The following is a 26,714-nucleotide window of genomic DNA, read 5'->3' on the forward strand; positions in this document are numbered from 1 at the left end:
GGCTGCATAAGCATCAGCCGACCTCTGGAGGTCGCATATACTCCCGGAAGCCCTCCATTTCTTCAGCAGTGGGCACCGGCGTGGTGGGCAGGAAGCGGATCGTTTCAGCGAGGTCGCGGCGCGTATGGTAGCCTATGATCGATCCGCCGACGCTCAATTCATATTCCATGCTCCCGGTGTAGCGATTGGGCATCGCAAGGCCAGGCGCAAAGGCAATCGGTTTGTTTTTGGACTTGCTGCCGCTGACCTCATGCTTGGCAAGGGCGACGCGGATAAACTCGATCGTCGTGAACCCCATTTCGGTCCGAGCCAGATCATCGCGCATTCGCTGCACAAGATCAGGATTGTCGCGGGCGATCCGAAGCTGTTGCGCGCGAAGCTCCCGATCATAGTGCTGATAATTGACCTCGCGTTCCAGATGGGCTGCTTTCAGATCAAAGCCGCCGCTTGATGCAAGTCGAACCACCTCGTCGCACCGCTGCCGCCATGTCCGCAAAAGCTCATAGGCCGCATAGATCCACATCGGCGAGAGAGCCGTCAAAAGTGCGATCGTCTCAACCGGGCGATCATCATCAAGCATATGGCGCAGAACTTCGCGCTCCATGCCATTGAGGACATTGTCGATCAGCTCCAGTTGCTGACCCTGCATGACCAACCAAGGATTGTCGCTGAAACCTGCGAGGGAGTTAAGGGCCGCCGTAAGCTCGGTGGGGCCGATATCCTCTGCTCGCCTTGGTCCCGCATGATCGTCGGTTTCAGGCCAGTCGTCCTCGCTCATACCGACGCCTCGCCAGGCTCAAGGACAAGCTGGAGAAGATCGCCGGGGAGCATTTTCGCGTCGGTGATCGAGAAAAGCCTTTCACGCGGGAGTAAGATTTCAAACTCCCCCTGTGCGCCGCCGTCGTGCATGTCGATCGCTGGCGTACCGGCGGGCAGTCGGAATTCCAGCATGGTGGGGCGGCTCTGACTGCGGTTCCGCTTGTCGAGAAACGCGTCACACCAACTCCGGTCCGTCGATGTCGAGATGTATCCGGGATAACGATACTGCAGGCCTACGAAGTTGGCGGGTGCCCCCTCCAGAGCACCGCGAACACCCCAGCCATGGCCATGGCCCGACCAGAGCGTCTGCGCAGTCAACAAACGCGAAATTGAGAAAACGGCGTCGATTGCGTCGCGTTTGGTCCGCGCTACCGATGAAAACGCGCCGAAGTCCGGATTGTGCGACAGTGCTTCGGTGCGCCCCTGCGCGATCGCATGAAAAAAGGTCGAATCCGCCCCGTAGCTGCGCAATGCCAGATGCTCGGGCTCGGTCAATTCCCGCTCCCGACCGACCAGGCCGTTGGCGGTTACAATGAGTGCTGTCACAGAAAACCTTCCCCCGCGTGCTCGCGAAACCGCTCATGGTCGCGCACATACTCGGCCACCATCTCGAGTGACGAGTGGCGGCTATGCTCTTTCATCTTGAACAGGTTCGCGCTTTGCCGCCCCGCTTCGGTCAGGAAGCCTGCCCTCAATGAATGGCCTGAGAAGAGCTCAGGCGGATAGCCAGCTGCTACGGCTGCGGCCTTGACCACAAGAGCCACCCCCTGCGCGCTCATGGCCTTATCGGTAAGCCGTCCCTGCGGTGTGAGCTTGCGAAACACCGGACCGCTGCAAATCCCAGCCTTTTCAATCCATGCATTGTAGTGCTGGACCGGTTCGAGCCGGCGGCCATCCAGAATAGCGACCGTTTGGCCGTCGCCCTCCTGGTCGGTCTTGGAAGCAGGAATCCGGATCAAAAGGCCGCGCGCATCTTCGGCTACCCGAGCGACAGTTACCTCAACGAGCTCGGAGCGCCGGAAGGCGCCTGCCATCCCGATCGCGAGTAATGCGCGGTCGCGATAGGCTCGCAGGTCATTCCCGGTGATGCTCTTGAGCATGTCCCGCATCACGTCGCCGTCAGCCGCGCGCTTTTTATCCGGAAGGTCGTCACGCTTTTCTCGCCGGATCGCGCGCATTGCCTTTTCGAGCCGGGCAGCGTCCGGCTGCGATGTCGGGGGTTCCAGGTCGGCGGCGCGATGGGCGAACACGATTGCGGCCAGCCGTCGACCGATGGTCGCCTTGCCGAGCGGTGATGGTGCCTTGCGCGGGAGAACCTTGCCGGTCTTGGTCCGTCGTGGTTCGAGCGGGACGAAGCCGGTCTCGGCGAGCAATGTGAGGAACGCGGCCACCGTTGAAGGTGTGGCAGGCAGGGGCCGGTAACCACTTTCGCGACACCAGGCGCAGAACAGCCGCCAATCGGACTTGTACGCCCGCAGCGTGGCATCGGCCGAGGCACGCCCTACGTACCGATCGACACGCTCGCGGTCGTCGGCGGTCAGATCCGGAAGATAAGGCTCGAGACTCTCGACGGTATCGAGAAGGACCATCGCGCCGGCAAGGACAGCTTCGAGATCGTCAGCTACCTCAGCCGGAGGCGGGGAAGCGGAAGGGTCTTCGCCGTTCATCATGGCAATCGCGTGAGCCGCGCCGAGAGCGGGGCTGTCTGAAGGTCGCGCACTGTCATGGGCACAGATAGAAGGTTTACGGCGTCCTGATCTTGATCCGCAAGATTCCACTGCAGGTTGAACCGGCGATAGAAGGCAAGGCGCGGGTCATCGCCTTCAATACCCTGCTTGTAGCGCTTGAGCTCGACCGGACGAACATCGGCATCTGGGTGAAGGCGCTTTGCCCATTCGATCATCAGGTTCAGGGCAACCGTGCCAATCCCTTGCCGATGCCAGGCCGACGGATCAACGACGTTGAAGCCGTTCGACAAGCGCACGCCGCTGTGGCGACTGAACGAGGCGCCGGCGCGCATCATTATCTTTGCGCCGTTCAGGTCGCGACCCGGAACGAGCTTCAGGGTCTTCGCGCCTTCGACCGCCAAGAGCAGCTCCAATTGCTCATGCGTATCCTCAGTCCGGTGAACGATCAGGGTCACTGGATCCGTCTCTTTCTCGACAGTGGGTATCAGGCTGTACCGAGCGTCCATCAATTCCGTCCTTGGAGGATGCTTTTGAGGGTATCCAACCCCCTCTCCGAAAGCCAGAATCTTTTTAGCAGGAATCAGTCTTATCGCTAATTACGTGCATGGCATTGGCCGCGTGATCGGTCCAGATTCCGAGGGTGCGCCATGTCTGGATTGATTGGCATCCGGTGCCTTTTGTGGTATCAAAATAATACGATGTCATTCTGTGTTCTGATGGTGCGAATATGGTGCAGGTTAACATAACTCCTAACGGGCGCATGAGTTTGCCCATCGACATTCGCAAGCGGCTTGGCCTGGAGAATGGCGGCTCGGTCATCGTCGAGGAAACAGATACCGGCGTCGTTCTGCGCACAGTTACGCAGGCGGTGGCGCGGGCGCAGGCTATCGCCAAGCGCTACACCGAAGGAAACCCCGACGCGAGCGTCGCGGCGTTCCTCGCCGACCGAAGCGCCGAGAGCGGCGAATGAGCAAGGTCGTTCTCGATGCATCCGCCGTGCTTGCGTTGCTCAAGGGAGAGCGCGGAGGAGCGAAGGTGGCTGGGGTTTTGGCGGACGCGGCAATAGGTTCGTTCAATCTGGCCGAGGTGATCAGCCATTTTGTCCGGTTGGGTGCGCCGATCGAGGAAGTGCGGGAGATGCTTGGGGCCCTGCCGATGCGGGTTGTGGCCGCTGATGAGGCGCTTGCCTGGGAGGCCGGCGCGTTGCGCGCAGTGACGGCGGAAGCGGGCCTTTCGCTGGGCGATCGTTTCTGTCTTGCCCTCGCCAAACGCGAAGGCGTTCCCGCGTATACCGCCGATCAGGCATGGAAGACGGTGGCCGACGCCGCCAAGGTGAAAGTGACGGTCATTCGCTGATATGAGTATGCCTTCCTCGTCGGCCGCCCCCGATCCGAGCGCCTTTGTCGCAGCGATGCTCAAACTACCGGATACCGGAAACAAAGGGTTTGAGGGCTTCGTTCGCGACTGCCTCGAGGAATTGCTGGGCCAGAGCTTCCGCCTCATGAAGTCGGGACACCAGCATGGGATGGATGGTGCGAACGACGCACCCGCCAATGGCCTGGCGATCGGCTTTGAAGGCAAGAAATACGGCTCCAGAAGCGACGTTTCGGTCGCCGAGGTCCAGCGCAAGATTTCAGACGCTGCCGTGAATATCGATGCATTGGACCTCTGGATCCTCGCGACGACGACCCACATCACCCGGACGGACCTCGTCAAGTTTCGCGAAGTCGGCGCCGAGCGCGGCATACAGGTCGAGGTTCTCGACCCGTCGGGTCGCGAGGATCGACCCAGTTCGCTCGCGCTCTTGGCTGCGTCCGCCCCCAAGGCGGTCGAAGCGCATCTCGGCGATGATCCGGCGATCACCGGCTATCTTGCCGCGGTCGCGGGGGACGATGACTTCGCGGCAGACTGCGCCCGCGTCTTCGAGCCGTTCCGGCGGGACGACGTCGGCTATGCGTCGACGAGGATCGCGGGCGCGCGCTGGCTCAAGGATGCTTTCGAGGATGATCGCGTCGCGATCGCGCAGCTTCAATGCTACGGCGGTCTCGATGCACCTGGCACGATCCGCGTCGCGCGCGCAGGTCCCAGTGCCGCATTCGAGCAGTGGTGGGCGATGCGGCCCCCCCTCCCCCTCGCAGTGCTGGGTGCCGAGGGCGTTGGCAAGACCTGGAGTTTCCTCGCCTGGTGGCAGGAGAAAATGGCGGCGTCGCCTGATGCGCTTCCGCTCACGATCGTGGTCCCTGCGCGTGGTCTTGTCGCCCCGCCCCTCATGCCCCCGCACCGGTTCCTCGCCAAACTCATCGCGCAGCGCGTCCCGGGCCATGACGAAGATTTTTGGGAGCGCAGGATACAGCTCTGGACCCGCGCACCGGCTCAGGCGCCGCGCATTCTGCTGGTGATCGATGGCCTCAACCAGGAGGTCAATTTTACCGACTGGCAGAAGGTCATACAGCCGTTGCAGGCGGGTGGCCTTGAGGGCCATGTCGCGATCGCCCTTACCTGTCGGACAGAATATTGGGAGGATGACCTCAAGTCCCTCGCCAACCTACTTCCCCAGGCATGGCCGGTGACGGTCGAGGATTTCACGGAGACCGAACTCGACGAAATGCTGGCGCGCCACCGCGTTCCCCGCTCGGAGCTGAGTGAAGAGCTCCTCAAGCTGATGGCGATTCCACGCTATTGCCAGTTGGCCATCCAGCAGCGCGAACATCTTCAGGCAAGCGGCGATATAACGATCGAGCGCCTGATCTACGAAGACTGGCGACACCGGCTTAACCTCCATGGTTCAAATCTCGCGCCGAGTTCTGACGATTTCCATCAATTCCTTGCTCAGGAAGGTAGCAGGCTCCGCTCGGCTATCGAGGACGGCGCCGATGCCGAACTGCACCTGACCCGCAAGGACATGATCGAGGCGCTTGGGTCGGAAAGTGGAGCCGGCGAGCCCGCCCTCCGAACGGCGCTCAGCGAGATCATTTCAGGCAATTGGGTCGATCGGGTTCCCGGGAGCGCTCATCGCTTTCGCCTCAGGAAGGACCGCGTGCCTTTGGCGCTGGCCCTCGCGCTTATCACCGATCTGGATCAGGCCGGGGCCGGACGCGCAGACCGACTGGCGCAGTTCATGGAGCCGCTGCGCGGCACCGACAGGGGCGTCGATATCCTGCGCTGGGCAGTCACGGCCTCTCTCGTGCGCCAGAGCGCTTCCAGCGACACCTTCATGCTGTTGCTGCGCGACTGGTTCTTCCAGCAGAATTTCGGGCGGCGCGATTTTGCTACACTGGAGCGGTTGATACCAGGAGCGCCTGAGCTGTTTCTGGATTTCGCCGAGCAGATCTGGCTGCGCTACAATGGGTCTCTCCGCGACGAGAACATCTTCATTACTGCGTTCGCGGATGCGGCTAAATATCCGGGTTTCCGCGCCGCACTGGGCGAACGCCTGTCCCGATGGCTCGGCTATTATTGGGTCGATGCCAACCGACTTCGGCTGGCGGAACGGGACGCTACCGTGGAGGACGCGCACGCGGCAACCACTGCGACCCTGGAGGACCGGCATCAACGCTGGACGGCCGTGGAATCTGATCTGGCTCCCGCGATCACGACGACGCTGCAGAAGGTTGAGATGCCTGAGCGAAACGAGCGTGACTATAACGGCTTGAGCGCCAGAGCACTTGGGATTCTCTCCATGTTGCCGCGACAGCCCTTCCTGGCCGCAATTGCGAGCTGGGCGGCCTCGCGCGCCATCAGCGAAGCGTTCGGGCCATTTGATGCAATGGGGTGGGTGCTGCGGATCAATCCGGTCGATGGCGAGGAGACGGCTGCCGCCCTTCTGGGGCTGGCGCGCCAACTTATTGATACCGGCGATGACGTCGGACGCGACGTTGCCCGCCTGCTGCTCGACGGCCTCGCCTCACCGGCGGCAACGACGCTGCGGGCAGAGCTGCCTGCGGTGGAGCGGCGCACCTGGTTTGGTCGTCGCGCTACTGTTGATGAAGCAGGTATGGTCCATTTGCCGGAGGATGCGAACGGAAGGACGGGGGACGAACCTCTCGAGAGGTTCATTGCGCTCAAGGAGCTGGCATTCGATCCGAACGTCACCCTTGGTTCCGAGGATCAGGAACTATTGATCGCCGCAGCTAACGAGACCGATGCGTCTACGCTGTTCGTCAGCGCAATGGGTCAGGACTCAGCCGACTATGCGCTGTTGAACAGCCTTCCGGTGCTGGCGCGTTGGGCGCCCGAAGCGCTCACCGATCTGATCCGGCGGATCTTTGCCAGCGCCGAGACGAGAGGCGCTTCGGATGATGGCGATGCCGAGGACAAGCTCGTCCGGCTGGCCAAGGAGATCGGGCGATACTGGCCGCTCCTCAATGCGGAGACCCACGAGATATTCGCGCGATCCGTCGCCCCGATGTTGGAGCGCTCGCTTCTCGACAGGAAGGACAGCGACTGGCTCCATGCCCAGATATCGCGTCTTGCAGGAAAAACAGCGGCACAGCAGATCGCAATCTTCAAGAGCGACCCTCACGGCCCCTGCTTCTATACCGACGAAGTTGCAGTGTTCGCCGCCCCTATGGAGGCTGATTATGAACCCATCCGGCCTCTGCTGGCCGGTGAGCATCGCCAGCATTGGATCTCCTATCTCGCCAGCGTCGATCTGAGCGAAATGCCTCCCAGCCTCGCGAACGACCTCGTTGCCGGCTTTGCGAACGACAGCGATGTTACCCGGCGGCTGCTCTTCCTGATCGGACGCCGCAGCAACCAGCCCCCTCTCCTGCAGGCCCTGGTCAACACTGGCTGGAGCTGCGCCGCCGAGACCGAAATCAATGAGGCGGCCAATGGCTCGCTCGCGCTGATCGCGGCTGCCAGGCACTTCCCTGTACCTGACCTCGACACGCGCATCGATCCGGTCGCCTGGGGCGCGCGCGTTCAGGATGATCCCGGCGACGAGGACGCGCTCAACCATTTCGAGGCGTTTGTCCTGGACGCGATCGGCAAGCAATCCTTCCCGGACGGCTTTGGCAAGCAGGTGTCGTGGCTGAACGCCAATGAGGCGATGCTCGTCTTGGCAGAACGGCGCGGTCCAGCGCTTGCCGCTGCACTCGATGCCTTGCTGGAGCGCGGCGCGGAACATGCTTTCGCGTTCGACAACTTCCCGGTCATGACTGCGCTGCGCGCTTTGATGATGAAGCAGCCCGAAGATGGCGCGAGGATCTGGTCAACGCTCTACCCGCATTACAAGGAGAGCAGCTGGACCAAGATGGACAGCTTTGAGAGCCTGCCCTTCTACAGCGACCGGCCCGAGATGACCCGTCACTGCGAACAGGTTCTCGAAGATGCGAACACGGATCATGCGCTGGCCTCCGTTGCCCGGTGGGCGACAGAGGGCGGGCGCCTGGGTTGGCTCCTCGATCGAATGTTCGTCTGGTTGGAAAGCCAGCTCGCTGGTGACATCGCTCGAGCCTTCAACCTCGGCCGCTTCCTCGACCCTGGACCGGACGCAGAGAGTTTCTGGCAGCGAGCGAGGGCAATCCAGACGTCAGGCTGGTTGCAGGAGACGCAGGACAAGGCAGAGGAAAGCTTTCGCCGGCGAACCGCCGCTGGTCACTGGCGTGACCGGTTCATGTCGGGCAACGACCCGGACAAGGCCTTTGCCTCCCTCACCCTCTTCCTTGCCTGCGCAGATGATCGGGCGATCACATTGTTCGAGCGCGCGATCGCAGCGCGCGGATTTGATGGTCTGCCATTTGAAGAGATGGCGATCTGGCATGCGGCACGTCGGGATCGGGACCGGGTCGAGAAGGAAGCGACCAAAAATCTGGATAAGCGGCTCTATTTCACCGATATCTGCAAGGAAACCCATGCGCCCTGGCGGGCGAAGGCGCGCTCCCTGCCGGACTGAGTCCGGCCGGCCGCAGTACCGCAAAGGAAAAAATGAGAGCATTTCGACGCCGGTTTAACGAAAAAACGTTGAAACCGTAATGAAACGATTTATTTACGGCTCGTGAGGAGCCATTATGCTGTTCGAACTCGAAATTGAGAACTTCTTCTCGATCCGCGACAAGCAGGTTGTCGATCTGCGTGTGGGGGCAAACGCGCCAGATTTACCCGGTAGGCTGTCCCCGATCTGGCCGGGCGCGTCTGATCGAGCGCCCAAGGTCGTGGCCATTTTCGGTCCGAACGCAGCGGGCAAATCGACTATCTTGCGGGCGCTGTCGTTCATCGCCTGGTTCGCGCGCGAAAGTTTCCAGATCTCGCCGACCGGCCGGCTCCCTTATGAGCGGTTCAACAGCGTTGAAGGACAATCAGCTCCGACCCGTCTGAGCCTGTCCTTTGGCGGTCACAGCGAACCAGAGGACGAGACTTCTCCCGCCTGTCGCTATACCTATTCCCTTGAACTGGGCGGTTCGAACGCGGCCCAGCAGGTGGTATCGGAAGCCCTGCACTATTGGCCCGAGCCCGCACGCCGAAAGGTTCGGCTGTTCGAGCGAAGCGCTGAGGGCAAAGTAGTTGCGGCAGGCGCATTCAAGCTCACCGGGTTCCGGCAAGCGCTGGAAAAAGTGCTGCGCCCCAATGCGAGCGTGATCTCGACGCTTGCCCAGTTGAAGCATCCGATCGCTACCCAGCTTTGGGAGGCGGCGAATACGATCTCGTCGAACATCCTGATCGAACGCTCTGACGGCGTCGAGGAACAGATGGTTCGTCACTATGCCGAGAACCCAGGTTTGGTCGAGGCGCTCAACCGCGAGATTGAACGCATTGATCTGGGCATTCGTACCATGCGGGTGGAAAGCGGGCCGAACGGGCCGGTCGCGCTGTTCACGCATGAGGGCCATGACGGTCCAATGCCGCTCGTCCTCGAAAGTCATGGTACGAGGATGTTCCTGCGCCTCTACCCATTCCTGCTTCGGGCACTGGAAACCGGCGGCATCGCCGTGATGGACGAGCTGGACACGGCAATCCATCCGTTGATCCTGCCCGAAATTCTGCGTTGGTTCTACGACCCAAGCCGGAACCCGCACGACGCGCAGCTATGGATGACCTGTCACAACGCGTCTCTCCTTGAGGAACTCATCAAGGAGGAGGTGCTCTTCTGCACCAAGTCGCCGGAGGGCAGAACGGAGGTCTACGCCTTGCAGGACGTCCAGGCTGTGCGACGCGACGAGAATTACTATCGCAAATATCTTGGCGGCACCTACGGTGCCCTCCCCCAGATCGGATGAGCCGCCAGAAGCGCAAGGTCGTCCCGCAGCGCCGCCGTATCTTCGTCGGCTGCGAGGGCGAAAGCGAACAGGGCTATGTCGCGCTGCTCACCAGGCTTGCCGAAACGCAGCGGCTCGCCGTGCATCTCGATGCCGTGCTGCTGCAGCCGGGCGGTGGAGACCCCTCGTCGCTGGTGGATCTGGCGATAAAGCGTGCCGGTGAACGGGAAAAGCGCCACGGAGCTTTCGAAGGGCGCTTCATACTGCTCGATGACGACAAGCTGGGGATCAGTCCCGACCGAGATGCCCGGATCACGCCTGCGGCCAACAAGGCGGGCCTGGGTCTGATCTGGCAGCACACTTGTCATGAGGCTCTGCTTCTGCGGCACCTCGAGGGGTGCGCGCAGCGGCGACCGGGCAGCACCGCTCTTGCGATGACGGCTCTTTCCCAGGCCTGGCCCGGCTATCGTAAGGGAATGCCGGCAGCCCGGCTTGCAGAGCGGATCGACCATGGGGCGATCGCACGAGCAGCGGCAGTTGAAGCCGCTCTTGCTGGCCTTCTCACCACTATCGGCTTTATTGAGCCAGCATGACTTTTAGCAGAAAGGAATTACGATGAATAACGCTGAACTGGCAGATGCACTCGCAGCAGCCAATGGATTGACGAAGGCCGACGCGCGCAAAGCGGTCGACGCTGTGTTCGCCGCCATTACCGACGCGGCGGCAAAAGGCGAGGAAATCTCGATCAATGGTTTCGGGAAGTTCAAGGTGAAGGATACGCCGGAGCGCGAGGGTCGCAACCCCTCGACCGGCGCTGCCATCACCATCGCTGCGGCCAAGAAGCTCGGGTTCACGCCGGCCAAGGCCGTCAAGGACCGGTTGAACGGCTAATCAGGCGCGGGGGCAAGCTGCGGTGCTTGCCCCCTTTGGAGAACCGAATGGAAAAGCCACTCAAGAACGTGGTCGTGCACGCGCTAATCACACCCGCGCAGCGCGAGGCGATGGGCGAGATCCTCGACCGGCTGGTGGGCACACCCATCGAGCGGACGGGCGACATCGCGGTCGAGGTTGGCGGTAAGCGATACTTGTTTAGCGACCAGAGCGGCGGGAGCACCGCGGCATCTGTGGAGCGCAATGGCGGCATCGAGGTCGTTCGATCGCAGCCTCCCTACCGCACCGAGCTGGTGACGAAGATCGCCAACGAGGGTTTGGCGGCCGTGGATCGGAAGAAGCATGGCGAGGAGTTCACCCTGAAGTCCATCTCGTCAGGTTGGGACGGTCTCACGGCCACCGAGCAACGTAATGCTGGCAAGCGCTTCCGGGAGCAGATTGAGTCAGACTTTCCCGGACAATTCGACAGCTGGACTACTACCGACAACGAGCGACATTACCGCCGGCGCTGACCAGTGCTTTGCTGTCGGCTCGTACCGCAGTCCGGTGGCACCTTCACACCCAGTTCCGCCGTTGGACAATCGCCTGAATAGAGGAAGGCTTTGGGACATTCCTGCCGTTCGGCACCACGAAAGTAATGTCCGGTTGCGCTGACAGCGGCCAGTCGTAGATCCGCTAAAGCCCTCTCCGGGTCGTGTGATCAAACATAGCTTAGGAACTCCTCATGAGGTCGCCGCGCGACGGTCCATCGGCCCGCGCCCGCAGGTCTGGAGCGCTCCTCGCAGACCGTGAGGAACAGGCGGAGCTTAGCGCGGGATATGCCAACGAAGAACGCCGAACGCTCGTCCGCCTGCTTGCCCCAGAAGGTTTCCTCCTCGACGCCAAGCATGAACACCGTGTCGAATTCGAGTCCCTTGCTCTTGTGGATCGACATGATGCGTACCGCACGATCCCCCGAGAAAGACGAGAGCGCTGTGGCTGGGTCTACCCCGCCGCATAGCAACTCGTGCGCGCGATCCACGGTTTCAACGATGCAGGTCGCCAGCATGTCGCCCTGCGCATATGTCGAGGACATCGCTACGATGGCTTCGCTGCCGACCGCGGCAAGCAGCGTATCCACCAGCTTTTCGAGATCAGGCTTGTGTGACAGATCGATCTTGCCGGTCGCGATCGCCTTGCGCGTCTCGCCGAGCAGCCGGTTCCACTTCGAGCGCAGCTGATACTCGCGTTCCTCGTCGACGCCTTGGTTGAAAACGACGAGATCCAGCAGGCGGCGATGCGCTGCCGGCTGCCGGGGACTGCTTGTGACCAGAAGAAAGTCCACGATAAGGCGCGCCGCGGGCTCCGAAGCCAAATTTTGGGTTGCGTCCTCTTCCCGATAGGCAATGCCGCAGGCGTCGAAGGCCGCAATCAGCTTTTGGCAATATAGTTGCTGCTGTTTGCTGACGAGGATAGCGATTTCCGACAGGGAAACGCCGTCATTATCAGCGAGCTGCTGAACCCGGGCCGCGATGCCTTCGGCCTCTTCTTCGTCGTCCGCGAAATTGAGGATGGCGATCGACCCTTCGTTCCCGACGATGTCGGCATCGTCCAAGGCGGCGAGCGGGTCCATCACCCGCACCATTGCATTCTGCATTCGCCGCAGGGTGGGTGCGGAACGGAAATTCTGGTAGAGATTGAGCGGGTGTGCAGTGAAGTCGTCCGCGAACGTCTGGAAAATGCCTTCGAGCGCGCCAGCCCAGCCCATGATACTCTGCTTGGTATCGCCAACGGCGGTCAGCAGGCATGTGGATCCGCCGAAGCAGGCGGTAATGAGCGCATATTGATCGGCTGTGCAGTCTTGGAACTCGTCCAGAAAGACATGGCTGTAGGTCTGCCGAACGGCGTTGCGGGCGATACGACTATTCTCGATGATCGTCTGGGCGAGCGGCACCATGTCGGCGAAGGTGATCGATGTTCGCTGAACGCGCCGCTGGCCGATCGAATAATCCGGGTCGAGCGCATTCGCGCCCTTTAGCACCGGGCGGAATTGGTCGATCAGACGCTTCGCGAAGGCATGAAACGTATAGCTGTCTAGCCGCGCCCCAAGATCGGCTCCGCAGCGCCGCCGGACTCGTGCTCGCAGATTCTGGGCCGCGTCGATCTTGAAGGAGATGGCGAGGATGCGGCGCGGATAGCGGCAGGTCGCGGTGCGCAGCAGGAAGTCGGCGCGCTGGGCGAGCATCTCGGTCTTGCCGGCGCCGGGACCCGCGGTGAGCGCGAGATTGCGAGCCGTCTCCTTCGCCGCATCGAGCGCATTAGGCTCCAGGACCAGCCCATCGGATGGCGCCCAGCGCGCGATGGGAATCATTCCGGCAATTCCGCGAGCTTCTCCTCGATGCGGTCGAACATTCGGTCGAGAACCTCGGGCATGCTTTCGAGCAGCGCGTCGTCGTCGAGTTTGGCCATCGCCCGGATGTGCCAACTCGGCTTGCTGCCGAGCTTGAAACGTTCCTGATACGCCCCGAACAGTTGCTGCTGGGCATCGTCATATTGACCGCCGAGCGCGTCGTGTGACTTGCCGAGCACGGCGTCGATCGTGCCGTCGTCTGGATCCTCGAGTTCGGCATCGGTCAGGCCATAGGCGTCGGGAAACGCCTCGATCATCATGAAGTCGAGGTCGAGCGGAGAGGAAAAGAACACCGCATTCTTTTCCAGCGTGGCGATCCAGCCATCGTCGTTGAGCATCAGGCCTTGCTTGCTGTCCCACTTGGGAATCGCGTCCGCACCTTCCTCATCGAAATCCACCGGGTCTTCCTGGAATCGCAGCAGCTGCTTCGCCGCGTATTTGATCCGGCCCCAGCCACCCTGGTGGCGCGCGAGGTCGAGATCCAGCAACGTTACGAATGGAATGCCGAGATCGCTCAGCAGGCGCCAGAAATGGTTCACGTGCCGTCCACCCAGCGGAACGACCGAGATCGAGGCATCGTCGGCCAGGATACCACGCGCCGCGAGCAAACGTGGCAACACCACCTCCTCGCTGTCTCCCTCGCCTAGGATCAGCAGTCTCGCGAAGTAGAGCTCGGGAAAGGCTTGGATCGCTTCCCGGACATATTTGTGCGCTTCGGCCCCGCTTGGCATAGTGATCCGGGACACCGTAGTGCGCCGCTCCTCGTCGAGGCGCAGGTAGCGGATGCTCTCCGGTTCGACGCGGCGCAGCAGCGAGGGAGCATGGGTCGCGATAACGGCTTGTGCATCGCCGTCTTCCGCGAACTCGCTCAGCGTCCGTAGAACGCGACCAAGATAGTGCGGGGACAGGCTGTTCTCGGGCTCTTCGACCGCCACGAGTGTGAAAAGCGGTGGGCGCAGCTTGTCGATGTCGAATGCATTGGTGTCGCCGGCTAGCACTGCATTGCCGATGGCCCGCATCGCGAGAACGAGCGTAATGTACAGCAGGGATTGCTGACCGTCGCTTAGTCGGGAGAAGTCGACCTGCGGCGTACCGTGACCGGGCGCGAAGCTCAGGCTGAGATGCCGCAGCAAATTTTCGATTTCGCTCTGAGCGAACGACAGAGTCGGATTGGCGTAAAATTTTCCCTTGTGAAGCGATTCCCAGAGCTTGGTGACCTCATCACCGATCCCCTTAACCGACGCGTTGCCGACGAGCGCTGCGCTGATCTGCTCCGTGAGAGCCGAGATCGTCTGGCGCTCCGCCGACCAGTTGGCGGCACGAAGTGCGCGGCCGAGCAAAGCGTTGGCGGCGTAAGAGATATGGTCTGCGGGATTGCGCCGAGCTGGCAGGTAATGGACCTGCACCGCGGCCCGGTCCTGCTTGGAAACCCTGCCTTGGACGGTTGGAACTCCATCATCATCGACCTGCATCACATGGGTGAAGCTTTCTTCGATGTCCCCGTCCTCGTCGAGGCTGGCTTGGAGGCGGAAGCGAATTCGAACCGACGCGTCGTCTGTTTCCATCTGGAGATGGGAGAAGTTGCCTGCGACGGCCGGCATTGTGCCGTCCTCTGCCTCATCGGCATCGGCATCGGCTAACTCGGGGAACTCGAAGTCGGCCTCAATCCACAGATCTCGCGTCGAAGGTGCGTCCTCCGGGTCTTCATCCGATGAGATGTGAAAATCCGACGTGCGGATCTTACGCTGCGCGGGGTCGAGACTGAACATTCTTCCGAGCGCCTGCAAGACCGCCGTCTTGCCTGAGCCATTAGGGCCCAAGATGAAGGTCGTATTTGCGAGCGAAATTTTCGTCGCTTCTGGTCCGAAGCAGCGGAAATTCGACAGTCTTAACTCCACCAACTTCACGACAATCCCCTTTATCCAATCCGATGCCGCGCACTCTTATGCACGCGATCCTAGCACTCAGGCCGTATCGGCCACATCCCGTTAAATGCTTGATTTCCAAAGGTTAATCGGAACGATGTTGTCGTCTGGTGTCTTTTCCACTGGCAGCGCGAGGCCAGAGACGTGCTCGAACATCTCGGCCTGCAAACCCGAGGCATCGACCATGCGGGTCAGTGAACCGGGAAATGCTGCCTCGAGGGCCTGCAAAGCCTTGGGCAGGAGTTCGGGCATCTCTGTGGGGATCTGATCGTCGAAGCGCTCAGCGCGCCTTTGGCCGGTCTTGCTAAGATGGATGTAGCCGGTCCGATACTGATCCGGAGAAATCATCCTAAGGTCATAGGCTCGCCGCAGTATCGCAGCGGCTGATACCTTCCAGCGGAGTTTCAGCGAGAATATGGCCGACCAGTCTAGGAGGCGGCTGCGCGGAAACTCATGGATGAACGAAGAGCGGGGCAACAGGAAGGCGCTGGCAAACCGGTTTGCCTGATCCTCAGTTACCTTATCGCCGGTTTGAATGCCTCGATGCATGATGAGGTGCCCGGCCTCATGCGCCAAGTCGAAACGCAGCCTGCAGGCGGCAGGCTTCGCCTCGCTGCGGATGATCATTGGCCGAACACAATCTATTGAAAGAGCGTCCACCCGTTCGGACACACCACTGAAGAAGCTGACCACGGCCCCAGCATTTTCCACAACCCGCATCATGCTCGAGATCGGACCGGTTCCGAGCCGCCAATGCTCACGCGCATGATCGGCCGCGGCTTCAATCTCGGCCGCGCTGGCCACCGGAATATCGGGGAAAGACACGGTCGGAAGATCGAGTTCGTGGTCTAGCCTGCTAACGAAACCGTCAAGCAGGGTACCGCGCGCCAGCACCTGGCTGACGACGGACACGGGTGTCGTGCGCTGCTTACGGAAGTGACACTGCTCCGGACTAATCCCCGCCGATGCCGGGATCGCGAAGAAATGCTCCGCAATGCCGAGAGCTGCCGCGAGCGCGGCGCGCATCTCGTCGGTGGGTACCTTCAGCCCTTGCTCAAGCTGGTTAAGATACTGGCGTGTGGCGCTGACCCGCGCACCCAATTGGTCGAGCGTCAAGCCCAGCGCCACTCGAGCGAGGCGCAAGCGCTCCCCGTGGAAAGCGGAAATGACCATTTCATTCCTTGCCGTTTGAACGGCGTTACTCGCCTGTTTTCGTCTTACGATCGCGCACGCCCACGCTGGGGGCATCGAGCTCAACAGACTCGGTCGCTGGCATACCGATGCCACCAGTGAATGCGTCCAAACCGAGAGGCACATTCCAGTTCAGCACAGCCGTCTCACCGCGCAGGCCGACGAACTTGACGGCGAGAGCGCTGCCATCGACATCGGTCTCAACCGCAAAGCGGTAAGCGAGATCGTGACCCTCATCGCGCTCATCGAACGAGAAGCCAAGCTGGTCCAGCTCGCTCAGGCTCTGATGAAGGGTACGGGCGGTTGGCTCTTCCGCCTCACCGCGATAAATGCGAACCGGCACCTCGCCGATCGTGAAGATCAGACGGCGGGAGCGATCGATCACGGTCAGCCAGGGAAAGCGCTGGCCGTCGAAGGCCGTGAGAATACGGTATCGAGCGAACTGGGATGCACGGCACCCCAAGGTCCAGCCATCGTCACCAATGTCGGAATCGAAAAGTTCGACAGCCAAACGCCGAGCCTCGAGGATCATCTGCCCGACCGCAACGAGGCGCTCTTCGGTCAAATCCTTGTGTCTTGGTCATGTCGGTCGGCCCTCGTCATCGTTTCAAAGGCACTATGGGCTAATTGATAAATCTGTCAACTAGAAGCAAATCTGTAAACCAGCCGATTGACGCTTTGGTATGGTCCCATGCGGCATCAGCGCCAAAAGCCTAGGCGACGATCAATGTTCTCCAAAAGATTGCACAGGTCGATGGCAGGTTCTGACATAAGTTGCTGTTCATGACATACCCTCTAAACGGCTAAAATTGGTCGATCACCGCCACCCCGAGCGAGGCAAATTTGCGGGAACTGGCCGTGCCTGATCAAGAGCAAGAATGCCTACGCTCAGAACCAGATTTCCACCATAAGACCGAAGTGGCATCGGCACGGTTGAAATAAGGGGATTGTGATGAACGAGAATATCCTCGTTGAATTTGAAGATGGCAGCGCGATGGTGTTCGCACCGAAATCATCGGTGCGCATCGCCAATCGCGGGCCGAGCTCGGTGCCCAAGAAGGATTTCGAGCAGGTGCGTACATATCCCCCTGAATGGGTCGGTTTCGGATCATTCGAGGCCCGCATCCTTTCTGCCGGGCAGCGCGTCGAAACCTATAAGGGCCTTCTGACGGTTGCCAGGATAGAGCATGGGGTTGATCTGCCTTTAGGCATCGTGGCCGATGAAAGGTCCACGCCAGATCCTGCCTGAGTTTGAAGTTTCCTCCCTTCTGCGCTATGTTCGAAGCGCACCGGAGAGAACGATGCAGCACTTCGATTGGAATCTCTTCAATCTCACGCGAGATCAACTCGGCGGACCGCTTTTTGGGTTCGTGGACGATGATGCGGACGATCCGACAGGTTTCCAAGAGGCACAGCCGCTTCCTCAGACTGTTGGAGGCAAGATCGCTCACGGCTTTGCGTACGTGCTGCTTTTGGGCGTCATCGGCTACATGTTCGTAGCGCTTTGACATCAGTCACGCAGGTTCTTGTCCTGGAAGAAACCGACATTCTGGTTTTCGCCTGCCTCGGATTGAAGCGAGGAAGCAGCCTGCACGTTGGTAGTACGAACGGCCTGCGCTGACCCTCGTTCGCTGGCGCTTCTTTTTGCCCCTGCATCGATTAGCTCCGAGGCTTTGTGCGGGTCGCCGCGGTCCGGCCCGCTGGGAAGCTTCGGCGGCACCCGTGGTCGATAGGCTCCCGCGACATCCGATGCGTCTGTGGTATCCGGATGCCCAACATGCACCAAATCGGGTTCACCCAGACGATCTGCGACCTCGGCGCGAATGGCTTCCTGGCGGCTTTCCATCCATCGCTCGATCATTTCTTGCCGGACCTGTGCCTGATGCGGCGTCAGCACGGTAGCCCAGAGTTCCGGCGCATCGAGCCCCCTGCTGGAGGCCTGCTCAGTCCGATACCACTGCGCAAGATCCTGGCTCAGATTCTGGCTGAGACTGAGGCCGTGGGTCTCTGCATAACTCGCATCGCGCGACAGCTGCTGGGATAGTTCCTCGAGCTTCCGCGCCGTCTCGGAGTAAGAATTCGCGCGTGCGAGAGCCTCCTCATGCGACATGGAACTGCTCGCGGTTGTCGATGCGCGCGAGAAGGTGCCTGCTTTCTCATAGGTCCCATCAGCCTGTGATGCGCCTGATCCACTCGAATGTTCATCTCGAAAGTTGCTGCTCGCGGAGCTCTGGCTTTCGGACGTCCGATTGTCCGAAGTAGAGTGTCGTAGCTGGTCGGACTGCTGTCCCTGAGAACCCACCTGAAGTCCGAGTGAGGGAAGAGCACCGCGAAGGCCTTGTTTGCCTCCCCCTCCGCCGGAAGTTCCTGCCGACAATCTCCCTCCGACGGTATCAGATACGGTTGCCGACCGATCTCGACCGTTACCTATTGTGAGACTCTGGCCTGTTGACGACCGCTCGTCGAAGCCCTGGCTGCTCGACGCCGTGGTGCGGTCGAATTGATCGACTGAGGTGTTTGCCGAGCGGCCAGCGCTGGAGTCCCATCCAGAGGACGTTTCCGTTGACCGGCTCGTGCCGCTACGATCAGTCTTGGTCCAGGTGATCAGTTCCTGGGCGGCATTTTCATAGGCCTGGGCTTGACGATGGGCGCTGCTTGCCATCTCACGCCATTCCGCCACATTGCCGCTCGTCGCCGTCGGGGTGAACCCGAGCCTCGATATTGCCGCTCCGGTGTCGATCACCTCCTGACCGTTGCCAAAGCCAGTGACGACGGCACCATTGTCCTGCCGCCAACCCGTGCTCGCATTGCCGCCCATATAGCTGGGCGCGGTCGTCCATTGGTCGCTCTGCCGCATGTTCGAGGTCGCATTAGCCCAGCTGACATTCCCGTAGGAATAATTGCCGGTAGTCTGTTCCACAGCCGCGGCCTCCGCAGCATTTTGCGCCGGCGCCAGCATGCTCGTAGCCTGCCCCGCGATGGACATCGCTCCCCGTGCGAGCCCAGCAGCAAGGAACGGTATGCTCATGAGCATGAAGCCGGCGATCGTCGCGGTTTCGGAATTGACGGCCCCGATGCCGGCATAGCTCCCAAGGGACATCCCACCCCCCGAAAGACCGCGGACGGCGCTCTCGGCGCGAGTCATGCAGACCATATGGAGGATCACGTAGAGCGGTCCCCAAGCAGCCAGATAGAAGAAGCCCATGGCATAGCCGCGCAGGGCATTCAGGCCGGTCTGGGGCATCATGAACAATGGGAAGATCACAGGGAACATCGCGAAGAAGACAACCGTCAGGACAATGTTCAGGATCGGCACCCAGGCCATCGCCTGTTGCGCAATCGAATTGTAAGTGTTGCGGGCCTGAATGTCGGCTCGGGTAGTAGCAAAGGCATCGATCGACGCACCAGCAGTGCTTCCCGACATGCCATCCCGCGCTTGCATGAACGCATTGATCGCGCTGTTCTGCCGCATCACGCCCACGAAATTATCGCTGTTGCCGGTGAACGCTGCGTTGATCACTGGAACGTCATGGGTGAGCTTCGCGGCCGCCGCTTCGTTGCTGAGCCTTGGATACACAATCTTGCCCCAGATCGCCGCGTTGGCCTGGATCATGGTTTCCCACTGCCCGCCCAGCGCCTGGTATGCGACCCGGCAGGTAACAATGTGACTGCTTACCTTCCCGCCGGAAGCTCTCTCGAGCCATTGCTGGGATCGGGCCTCCGATCCAGGACCGATCGCCGTCCAAAGGTCGCTGGCCTTCGCCAGATCGGTCAGCGATTTGTGGTGGAGGAGCACGTCACCGAAGACACAGTTCTTGAAATGCTGCTCGAGATTGGTCGAAAATTCGGCGTCGCGAATGGTGAAGTTGCGCGTGGCATCGAAGAGGCGCGCGCCATAAATCATGCCATTCGACGTGTAGTTGAGCTCTCCGGGCATAACGAACACCGTCTCGGCCGTCCGTGTCAGCCAGTCTCCGATCTGTGTCGTGAAGCTTGAAAGGACCCCCAGGCCCAGGGGCACGTTGTCGACAGTCGCTGGCGCCAGGGACGGGTTGATCCTGTCGGTCACCTTGATGTCGACGGTGGGGACCATCAGGCAGAGATAAATTGCTGTCGCTCCCAGGAACCAGTTGAGCCACGCCTTGTAGTTCAGGCTGAAAGCGACCGTGATCAGGGAGTAGATCAAGCCCATCACCATCACCACCCGGATCAGGGACTTATAGCCCCCTCCCCCCGACCAGGCGGCAACGGCGTTGAACGTGTTGACGAGATACTCACCGCCGCCAACCGTAAAGACCTCCAGCATACCCCCCTCCCCGCCTTACATCAGGCCCTGGACATTGAGGCTCCGCGAAAAGCTGAGTGCTGCCTGCATGCCCGGTGACATCGCGTTCTGCAGCGTGGATTCGAGCATAACGCTGCGGTTGATGATCATCAGCGTCTCATTGAGCTTATTGCTCAGCTTGATGTCGCGCTGCGCGAATTTCGCGCGCGTCGCTGCGATTTGCTGGCGCCACTGCGAAGCGGTTTCCTGGTCGGCCGTCTGATAGAAGACCTTCGCCTGCTCAACCCGGTCGAGTATGTTGTCGACCATCGCGTTGAGCATGTCGATTGCGACGATCTCGGAGAGCGTCTGGATCTCCCCGTCGGCCAGCACCTGATGGGCCATCGCCTGAACCGCGAGGATTTTGTACAGCGGGATCGTAGCGATGTTCAGAAGCTGCCGCTCCCCGGCATCTAGCGCGGTGTCACTGCGGATCTTGCTGCTGATCGAGGTGATCATCGCTGAGATCCGCGGCCGCAATGCAGCACTCGCGGGAACCGTGAGGGCTTGCTCGCCAATCGTCGTGCAGTCCGAGTTCGTACATTTGAGGATCTTCACCGCCGGCGCGTTGGCAGTGCCATCCAGGAGCGCGGTGACCACCGCTTCCTCGGCCGGGCCCACGATATCCACCTGCGGCCCCTGATCGCTGCCAGTTGGCGGCCGGGTCACGACCGTGCCCACGATCGTCATGATGTATTCCGAGAATTCCTGGTCGAAGGCCCCGAACTTCTGCGATTTGCGCAGCGCCTCCCAGGTGTAGTTGTGCGGTTCGCCGATGAGCTGCTCGCGCATTCGCGGATCATTGTTTCGGGCAATCGTGCTGTCGCGCTGGCCACCATTATTGCAGCCCTGCCGTGCCGCCGCCCAGTCGGAAAAGATGCCCTGGCTGTTCCCTACCGCCTCGCAGATCGTGGATCGTGTCGTCTCCATCTGGGGCCAGATCCCGCCAACCAGAGCCTGGGCGGTCTCACACGAGGAGATGTTCATCTGGTTGAGGAGCTGCGCCTTCTGGGAGAACTCATCCATTACCTTGCCGATCTCCGGCGACACACTGTCGATGGCGAGCTTGAAGGCGAAACCAAGCGCGTTGTTCGCCGTCGCCTTCAGCATCGCAACGATCTCACTCGCGTTGATGAAGGAGAAGGAGCCTGCGAACAGATCTATGCCGCCGCAGCCCGCTCTGGCGCTCGGTAATTGCAGATTGAAGGGAGACACGCTCTTCTGGGGGAAACGGGTCCAGACATTGCCGAGCGAATAGTAGCCTGCCGATTGCCCCTGATAGGCGGACGGGCCGGTGACATTGGCAGCGCCCCCGGCATCATTGAAGAAGCTGTTCATCTCGCCGGCGACATCCGCCCGCGCCACGCCTGTAAGCGCGAGGTTCGAGGCAGCGAGCAACGCTAGCCCGGTGGCAGTACGGGAGACCATACGGCCAAAAGCGTTTCCTCGTATGCCGTTCATCAGTAGTCGCTCCCCACCTTGGTGTTGGTCAGCGTGAAGATGCGCTCCATGATTTCATCAGCGCTGAGGATGCCGTACCCGACCGGAATGGTCTTGCGCGTGGCGGTGTCGAAAAGAACGAGGGCCGGCGTCTCGTTGCCGGAAATGCCCATCCGCGCCCGTTGGCCACTATCGACCACATATCGGGGGAAGTCGCGGCTTGGGCCGCCATCCATCGATACCGCCATCACCGCCATCCGGTGGCTGTCGGCGACCGAACGCAGGATCGGAGAAAAGACCTCGCAGGCGCCGCAGCTTTGGGCGAAGAAGTAGAACAGGCCATAGCGCTGACTGAGATTGGTCAGGACCGCGTCCCGGTCCGCCTTCCGGTTATCAAGCCAGGCGCGCTTTGCCACGGTCGAGACCGGGCGCTGCAAGGTGTAGTCAAGGTCTGAATGCTGCCACAGCGCCCGCTGCCAGGTGTCAGAGAAGGTGGATGCGCGGTCGAGCTGTTCGCGTTGGAATCGCACATACGCCACCACATTCTCTTGGGACGGATCCAGGATCGCGCGAGCCTTGAGCTCGTCCAACTCCTTGGTGATCGCGCTCAGCCGCTCTGCGGCCGACGAAGCCGGCGCCTGAGGCGCGTCGATATCGGGCTTGGGCTCGGGCTTCGTGCAGTAGAACCATTGCCCCAGACGCCGCTCTTCGCAGTAGAATTCGTCACCGGCCTGCGTTGCTCCATCGGGTTGGTGCCGAGGTGCGGCGACCTGTGCTGCAGCGGGCACAGGTGTGAGAAAGGCTGCATAGACGAGCGCGATGAAACCACGGGCAATCATTGGTTGGCCCCCTTCTCCGGCGCGAGCGCTGGAGACGTTTGCGGTGCGGAAGGTGGGGGTGGCTCAGACCAGAGCGATGGCACGCGGCAGCATGGGGAGCCGGACGATGCACGCTGGCAGAGTGGTGGAGCGGGTGCTGGTCGAGGCGAAGCAGCGGGAGGTTGGTCTGTGGCCGACAGGAGCAGCAGGAGGACCGGTTCAAAGATCGATGGCACTATCGAGCTCCTTCTTGGTGAGGCGAAGCAGGCTCATCATCAAGGCGACGTCGAGGAGACGAGTGCCTTGATCGAGCATATTGACGATTCCGTGCAAAACGGGGCGCGCTACGGTCCGCCCCTGCTCGGTGGCCCAGAACCCGCAGCGCGTACCGGCAAGCCAGCCCCGCCGCCGCATCAGCAGCGTGGCACTGTCGATACTTGCGCAGGAGACGGTATCGGCGAACCAGCCATTGACGACATCGCAGATGTCCTGGGACGGCAACGGTTGGATCGAGCGGTGAACGGACAGAAATATGCCGAGCTCGATGACCGTCATGCCGTTGATCGGGCACGCCTCGCAGGTATCGATGACGTCATTTGCGGCTGGGGCCATCTGCCCTCCGGATGGTCCATCGCTCATCCGCCAGTTCCGTGCAGTTCGTAATAGTTGTTAATCTTGTCCTGTATCTGCCGCATCGTCTCGACTTCGTCGGGCAGCTTGGCGGCGTCCATGAACTCCTTATAGACCTCAGTGAAATCCATCTTGGACAAGTCGAGACGAGCAAATTCCTCGATCGTGAATCCACGACACTGCTCGCTCTTGGGGGCGCCCCATGGCTTACCGAGCTGAATGCGTCCCTGCTCCTGCAGTATCCGGCTCAATTTGCTTTCGAAGCAGCAATAGGCAGTCCGTTTGGTCTTGCAGATCCCGAGGAAGCTGGAGGAGCAGTATGTTCCCAGCTTGTGGCAAAATCCCATGCGATCCTTGATGTCGAGGCGCATCTCGCTTTGCGAGCAGGCAAACAGGGCCAGGAAGGGCGTCGCGAGCGCCGCGATAGCGGTTGGCCCACCTGCCAGTGCCCCAATGCCCGCAGCGGCCGTCAGCAGCCCGGACGACTTGCCAGCGCAGCAGTTGATCAGTCCGAAGACCGGCTTGTGGCACGTTTCGCGCGCGCCCTTGAACACGGTCAGGTTCGCTTCATCGAACTCCGATCCTGCCTGGTCGATCGAGTGGAGAGCAACGAGCGCATCCTTGAACTCGGTCGAAGCCTCGCGGACGATCGGTTCGCATTCGCCGTTGATGCAGTAAACGTCATTTCCGCAGATATACTGTGGGGCGGTCTCGCCGGGGCTCGAGGGTGTCGGGCAGCGGTAGATCTTTTCGGTCACCTTGCAGGCGCCGCCGTCAGGATCCTCATCGAGGCATTCTGTCCGTAGATACGTGCATTGATGGTTGGTCTCGAGCTCCCCGCAGTCGCTTGCTGAGGAGATGCGATTGCACTGATAGGTTCGCTCCCATGCCCAGCACGGCTGCGTCACCGCGATCCCGTCGACGATACGAGTGACCGGGTCACTCGAGGTGCAAACCTCGCCCTGCAGCGTACAATTCGCATCAGCCGCGTTGCCGGCGCACATTCCTTCGTTGCGCGTGATCACGGGAACCGCAGGTTCGTCCTGCTTCGTCAGCCAATAGTTGCCCGTCGAGACAACGGTGCCAGGATGAAAGAAGCCAGGGGTAATGCCCTGTGCCTCGGCGCTGCATTTGACTTCGACAGCGGTGTGGCCAAGCCGTCGGCAGTCTTTAGCGGCCGTATAGCCATAGGCGGCCATGCTGCCACAATAGTCGATCGGTCGGCTTTCCCAGCAAACACCCGAGCCGATTTCATCGTCGAATGCGGCGCGTGCAGGATAGGGCCCACCGTCCTGCGGGTTCGTTCTCAACCGGCCAGCGTAATAGGTATAGATTGTTCGCCGATCGGCCCGGACCGAGAGGCTGACCGGACAGGTGCGCGTCTCCTCATCGACCTTTTCACCGGCATTGCAGGTTGCCTCGTAATAGCCGGTGCTGCCTGGCGCGGGCGGCAGGGGAGCGCAGGAGCCACCATTGCTGCTGTAATCCTCTCCCTCCAGGTAGGTGGATGGATCATTCTCGACGGCAGTGGCCCGGGCCGTGGTGGTCAGCACCTCCGAATTGCTGAACGTGGCGCGGGTATGGTCCGCGTCGGTCGTGATGCGATAGGGCTGGCTGGACGATTTTGTCGCCTGGGCGGCGGCCTCGAGCCGCTCGGGATCACTGAAGTAAGACCCTTCGGGCAGGTTCGTGCCGGAAAAGCCCGGCACCGCTGCGGCCTGAGCATCGCTCGATGGCACCAGCGTGGTATCGCGGCGCTTCTCAGAGCCCATGTCCTTGCCTTGCTGACGTGCCTCATCGAGGGTCATCTGCGCTGCGGCCGGAGATCCCAGCGCGAGCAGGATCGCCGCTCCAAGGCAAGAGACCTGCCCCCTCATGGATTTGCCTTGCGCAGGTTCGACAGCCCGACCGCGGCTACCCGCGCGCCGGGCCCCCTGCCCTGCGCGAACTGCTCGAGGGCATATTCCAGGCTGACGTTGCCAACGATACGGTCGAAAGGCGGTAGTTTCGTCTGGCAGTTGAAACCGGCGCACAGGTCGAAGTCGGACGAAACCGAGACGTAGGTCGGCACCGCCTGGACGCTGAACGCGCGAAACAGCCGCGGATCGATGCCGATGCTGGTCATGTCGTCACGCGAGACCACTGCGCCAAGCTGTTTCACAAAGGCTTTGGCCGAATTGTCCGGGAAGCCGCGAAACACCACCACGCCGCCGGCCTGGGCCGTGTCGGCGATCAGACGCTTCAGCGACGCTTGCGGCATGGACAGGCTGGCAAACACGATCAGCTTTGGTGCATCGCCGCTAGGCACGGACGCATTGGCCGCAGCCCCTTTGACGATCTCGTCGAAATCGACCGCGCCAGGCGGTCCGACGGGGAGCTCGCTCGCGGCGACGCGTCGCATGTTCGCCACACCGCCTTCCTGGACCGCGCCAGCCTCTTCCCGGAAGCGCACACCCCTGTCCTTCACATGGTCCACCAGCGCTTCAGCATCCGCCTTCATCTCGGCCGAGCGCTTCCTGATCGCGTCGACATCCTGACCTTCGATCGTCTGGGCAAGTGCCGAGAGGGCGACGGTGCCGACAAGGGCGAAAAGCCCGATCCTGACGAGGCGCATCTCCCCCTCCCCCTAAAGTAGAGTCAGACGTGGGCGCTGTGGGGTGTCTCCACCGCCAGTTTCCCACGCCTGCTCTCCGAACCGGACGTGCACCTTTCGTTGTGCATCCGGCTCTCCAGAAGCCTTGGCGAACTCGGGTTTCTTCATCCATTTGAGATCGAACCTCCGAACCGGCACGTAGCTCATCAAGAATTGCTCCGTGCCGCCTTCGGCCCAGACCGGGTTGCCCGGATGGGCGGTGCTCGGCCTACGCCACGATGCGACTTTCCTCCCGGGAACACGTTGGTGCTTGGCCCGAAGCCACAGCCAGAGGCGTTGGCGCACATGCCAGTCGAGACTGGCAAAGATGCGCTTGGCCCCCACGCAGTAGCGGTAGTAGGCGGACCACCCCCGGAGGTATGGATTAAGTTCCTGAAGCATGGCCGTGAGCGAACGCCGGAGCGTCTGCCGCCGGGCCAGTTGATTTACCCGTATGTGGAAGCCGTTGATTGGCTCGCGCGGGATTTCGATCCGGGCATGAAGCCCGAACCGCTTGTCCCACTTGAGCCGCACACGGCATCCCAAGAACCGACAACCCTTAGTCAGCGCAGTGATGCGCGTCTTTTCGGGCGATAGCGTCAGACCCATCGTTTCGTGCAGGTAGGTCGCCAGCGCCTGCTTTTCGGCAAGAGCGTCAGCTTCGGTCCCCGACACGAAGATCAGGAAGTCATCGGTGTCAATCGGCGTCCAAAAAGGACCCCCTATCGGCGTCCAAAAGGGACCCCGTTTGTCGAGCGGTGTGACGGGTAT

24 protein-coding genes are annotated in these 26,714 nt (G+C 61.2%); 9 read left to right on the plus strand and 15 right to left on the minus strand.

Going from position 1 to position 26,714, the window contains the following annotated elements; genetic code table 11:
* Positions 1 to 13 precede the first annotated feature (13 nt).
* From BGP17_RS10100 to BGP17_RS10115, 4 genes are read right to left on the minus strand one after another with little or no spacing between them, the layout of a single operon-like run.
* Positions 14 to 778: a hypothetical protein gene (locus BGP17_RS10100; protein WP_017502525.1), complete on the minus strand. Its 765-nt coding sequence runs from the start codon at positions 776 to 778 to the stop codon at positions 14 to 16.
* Entirely contained in the window at positions 775 to 1,314 is a 540-nt protein-coding gene (locus tag BGP17_RS10105) for an ADP-ribosyltransferase (RefSeq protein WP_234792391.1), read from the minus strand. The genes BGP17_RS10100 and BGP17_RS10105 overlap by 4 nt, the downstream gene beginning before the upstream one ends.
* A 47-nt stretch (positions 1,315 to 1,361) precedes the next feature.
* A complete protein-coding gene (locus BGP17_RS10110) occupies positions 1,362 to 2,486 on the minus strand; it encodes a tyrosine-type recombinase/integrase (protein ID WP_285139269.1) in 1,125 nt (374 codons plus the stop codon).
* Positions 2,486 to 2,962: a hypothetical protein gene (locus tag BGP17_RS10115; protein ID WP_197209944.1), complete on the minus strand. Its 477-nt coding sequence runs from the start codon at positions 2,960 to 2,962 to the stop codon at positions 2,486 to 2,488. The genes BGP17_RS10110 and BGP17_RS10115 overlap by 1 nt, the downstream gene beginning before the upstream one ends.
* A gap of 272 nt (positions 2,963 to 3,234) precedes the next feature.
* Here BGP17_RS10115 and BGP17_RS10120 point away from each other — a divergent pair, with 272 nt between their 5' ends.
* From BGP17_RS10120 to BGP17_RS10150, 7 genes are all read left to right on the plus strand, one after another.
* Positions 3,235 to 3,477 carry an AbrB/MazE/SpoVT family DNA-binding domain-containing protein gene (locus BGP17_RS10120; RefSeq protein WP_026109463.1) on the plus strand — a complete coding sequence of 81 codons (243 nt, stop codon included), beginning with the start codon at positions 3,235 to 3,237 and terminating at the stop codon, positions 3,475 to 3,477.
* Complete coding sequence (locus tag BGP17_RS10125; RefSeq protein WP_017502530.1) at positions 3,474 to 3,863, plus strand: type II toxin-antitoxin system VapC family toxin; 390 nt, start codon at positions 3,474 to 3,476, stop codon at positions 3,861 to 3,863. Before BGP17_RS10120 ends, BGP17_RS10125 begins: the two co-directional genes overlap by 4 nt.
* Before the next feature lies 1 nt (position 3,864).
* Positions 3,865 to 8,403 (plus strand): NACHT domain-containing protein, encoded by a 4,539-nt coding sequence (locus BGP17_RS10130; RefSeq protein ID WP_228167503.1) that lies wholly within the window; start codon positions 3,865 to 3,867, stop codon positions 8,401 to 8,403.
* A 115-nt stretch (positions 8,404 to 8,518) separates the two neighbouring features.
* On the plus strand, positions 8,519 to 9,724 hold the full coding sequence (locus BGP17_RS10135; protein WP_017502532.1) for an AAA family ATPase: 1,206 nt from the start codon (positions 8,519 to 8,521) through the stop codon (positions 9,722 to 9,724).
* Positions 9,721 to 10,296, plus strand: coding sequence for an RloB domain-containing protein (locus BGP17_RS10140; RefSeq protein ID WP_017502533.1), 576 nt, complete (start codon positions 9,721 to 9,723; stop codon positions 10,294 to 10,296). The genes BGP17_RS10135 and BGP17_RS10140 overlap by 4 nt, the downstream gene beginning before the upstream one ends.
* A 22-nt stretch (positions 10,297 to 10,318) precedes the next feature.
* Complete coding sequence (locus BGP17_RS10145; protein WP_017502534.1) at positions 10,319 to 10,594, plus strand: HU family DNA-binding protein; 276 nt, start codon at positions 10,319 to 10,321, stop codon at positions 10,592 to 10,594.
* Between the two features lie 47 nt (positions 10,595 to 10,641).
* A complete protein-coding gene (locus BGP17_RS10150; RefSeq protein ID WP_017502535.1) occupies positions 10,642 to 11,106 on the plus strand; it encodes a hypothetical protein in 465 nt (154 codons plus the stop codon).
* Between the two features lie 188 nt (positions 11,107 to 11,294).
* On the opposite strand, the gene BGP17_RS10155 is transcribed toward BGP17_RS10150, so the two are convergent.
* The 4 genes from BGP17_RS10155 to BGP17_RS10170 form a co-directional block, all read right to left on the minus strand.
* Positions 11,295 to 12,944, minus strand: coding sequence for a UvrD-helicase domain-containing protein (locus BGP17_RS10155; protein WP_017502536.1), 1,650 nt, complete (start codon positions 12,942 to 12,944; stop codon positions 11,295 to 11,297).
* The gene (locus BGP17_RS10160) at positions 12,941 to 14,890 is read right to left on the minus strand and encodes an ATP-dependent nuclease (protein WP_026109464.1); all 1,950 of its coding nucleotides are present in this window, start codon (positions 14,888 to 14,890) and stop codon (positions 12,941 to 12,943) included. The genes BGP17_RS10155 and BGP17_RS10160 overlap by 4 nt, the downstream gene beginning before the upstream one ends.
* An 81-nt stretch (positions 14,891 to 14,971) precedes the next feature.
* The gene (locus BGP17_RS10165; RefSeq protein WP_037521841.1) at positions 14,972 to 16,081 is read right to left on the minus strand and encodes a helix-turn-helix domain-containing protein; all 1,110 of its coding nucleotides are present in this window, start codon (positions 16,079 to 16,081) and stop codon (positions 14,972 to 14,974) included.
* A 25-nt stretch (positions 16,082 to 16,106) separates the two neighbouring features.
* Positions 16,107 to 16,664: a hypothetical protein gene (locus BGP17_RS10170; protein WP_017502539.1), complete on the minus strand. Its 558-nt coding sequence runs from the start codon at positions 16,662 to 16,664 to the stop codon at positions 16,107 to 16,109.
* 387 nt (positions 16,665 to 17,051) lie between these two features.
* Between BGP17_RS10170 and BGP17_RS10175 the strand changes: the two genes are divergently transcribed.
* Complete coding sequence (locus BGP17_RS10175) at positions 17,052 to 17,348, plus strand: hypothetical protein (protein ID WP_017502540.1); 297 nt, start codon at positions 17,052 to 17,054, stop codon at positions 17,346 to 17,348.
* Between the two features lie 52 nt (positions 17,349 to 17,400).
* Positions 17,401 to 17,607 (plus strand): hypothetical protein, encoded by a 207-nt coding sequence (locus tag BGP17_RS10180; protein ID WP_017502541.1) that lies wholly within the window; start codon positions 17,401 to 17,403, stop codon positions 17,605 to 17,607.
* Positions 17,608 to 17,609: 2 nt separating this feature from the next.
* Here the strand turns inward: BGP17_RS10180 and BGP17_RS10185 are convergent, their stop codons facing one another.
* From BGP17_RS10185 to BGP17_RS10215, 7 genes are all read right to left on the minus strand, one after another.
* Complete coding sequence (locus BGP17_RS10185; protein ID WP_048938675.1) at positions 17,610 to 20,405, minus strand: conjugal transfer protein TraG N-terminal domain-containing protein; 2,796 nt, start codon at positions 20,403 to 20,405, stop codon at positions 17,610 to 17,612.
* Between the two features lie 15 nt (positions 20,406 to 20,420).
* Positions 20,421 to 21,851, minus strand: coding sequence for a conjugal transfer protein TraH (locus tag BGP17_RS10190; protein WP_228167509.1), 1,431 nt, complete (start codon positions 21,849 to 21,851; stop codon positions 20,421 to 20,423).
* Positions 21,852 to 21,883: 32 nt separating this feature from the next.
* Positions 21,884 to 22,702, minus strand: a complete 819-nt coding sequence (locus BGP17_RS10195) for a conjugal transfer protein TraF (protein ID WP_017502427.1) — start codon at positions 22,700 to 22,702, stop codon at positions 21,884 to 21,886.
* Positions 22,703 to 22,900: 198 nt separating this feature from the next.
* Entirely contained in the window at positions 22,901 to 23,320 is a 420-nt protein-coding gene (locus tag BGP17_RS10200; protein ID WP_017502428.1) for a hypothetical protein, read from the minus strand.
* Positions 23,317 to 25,188 (minus strand): conjugal transfer protein TraN, encoded by a 1,872-nt coding sequence (locus BGP17_RS10205; RefSeq protein WP_286711867.1) that lies wholly within the window; start codon positions 25,186 to 25,188, stop codon positions 23,317 to 23,319. Before BGP17_RS10205 ends, BGP17_RS10200 begins: the two co-directional genes overlap by 4 nt.
* On the minus strand, positions 25,185 to 25,925 hold the full coding sequence (gene trbC, locus BGP17_RS10210; RefSeq protein WP_017502430.1) for a type-F conjugative transfer system pilin assembly protein TrbC: 741 nt from the start codon (positions 25,923 to 25,925) through the stop codon (positions 25,185 to 25,187). Before trbC ends, BGP17_RS10205 begins: the two co-directional genes overlap by 4 nt.
* Positions 25,926 to 25,937: 12 nt before the next feature.
* On the minus strand, positions 25,938 to 26,714 hold a 777-nt coding region (locus tag BGP17_RS10215), incomplete at its 5' end, for a group II intron maturase-specific domain-containing protein (RefSeq protein WP_286711868.1).

This window comes from Sphingomonas sp. 67-41, from assembly GCF_001899725.1.
In the GTDB taxonomy this organism is placed as follows: Bacteria; Pseudomonadota; Alphaproteobacteria; order Sphingomonadales; family Sphingomonadaceae; genus Sphingomonas; species Sphingomonas leidyi.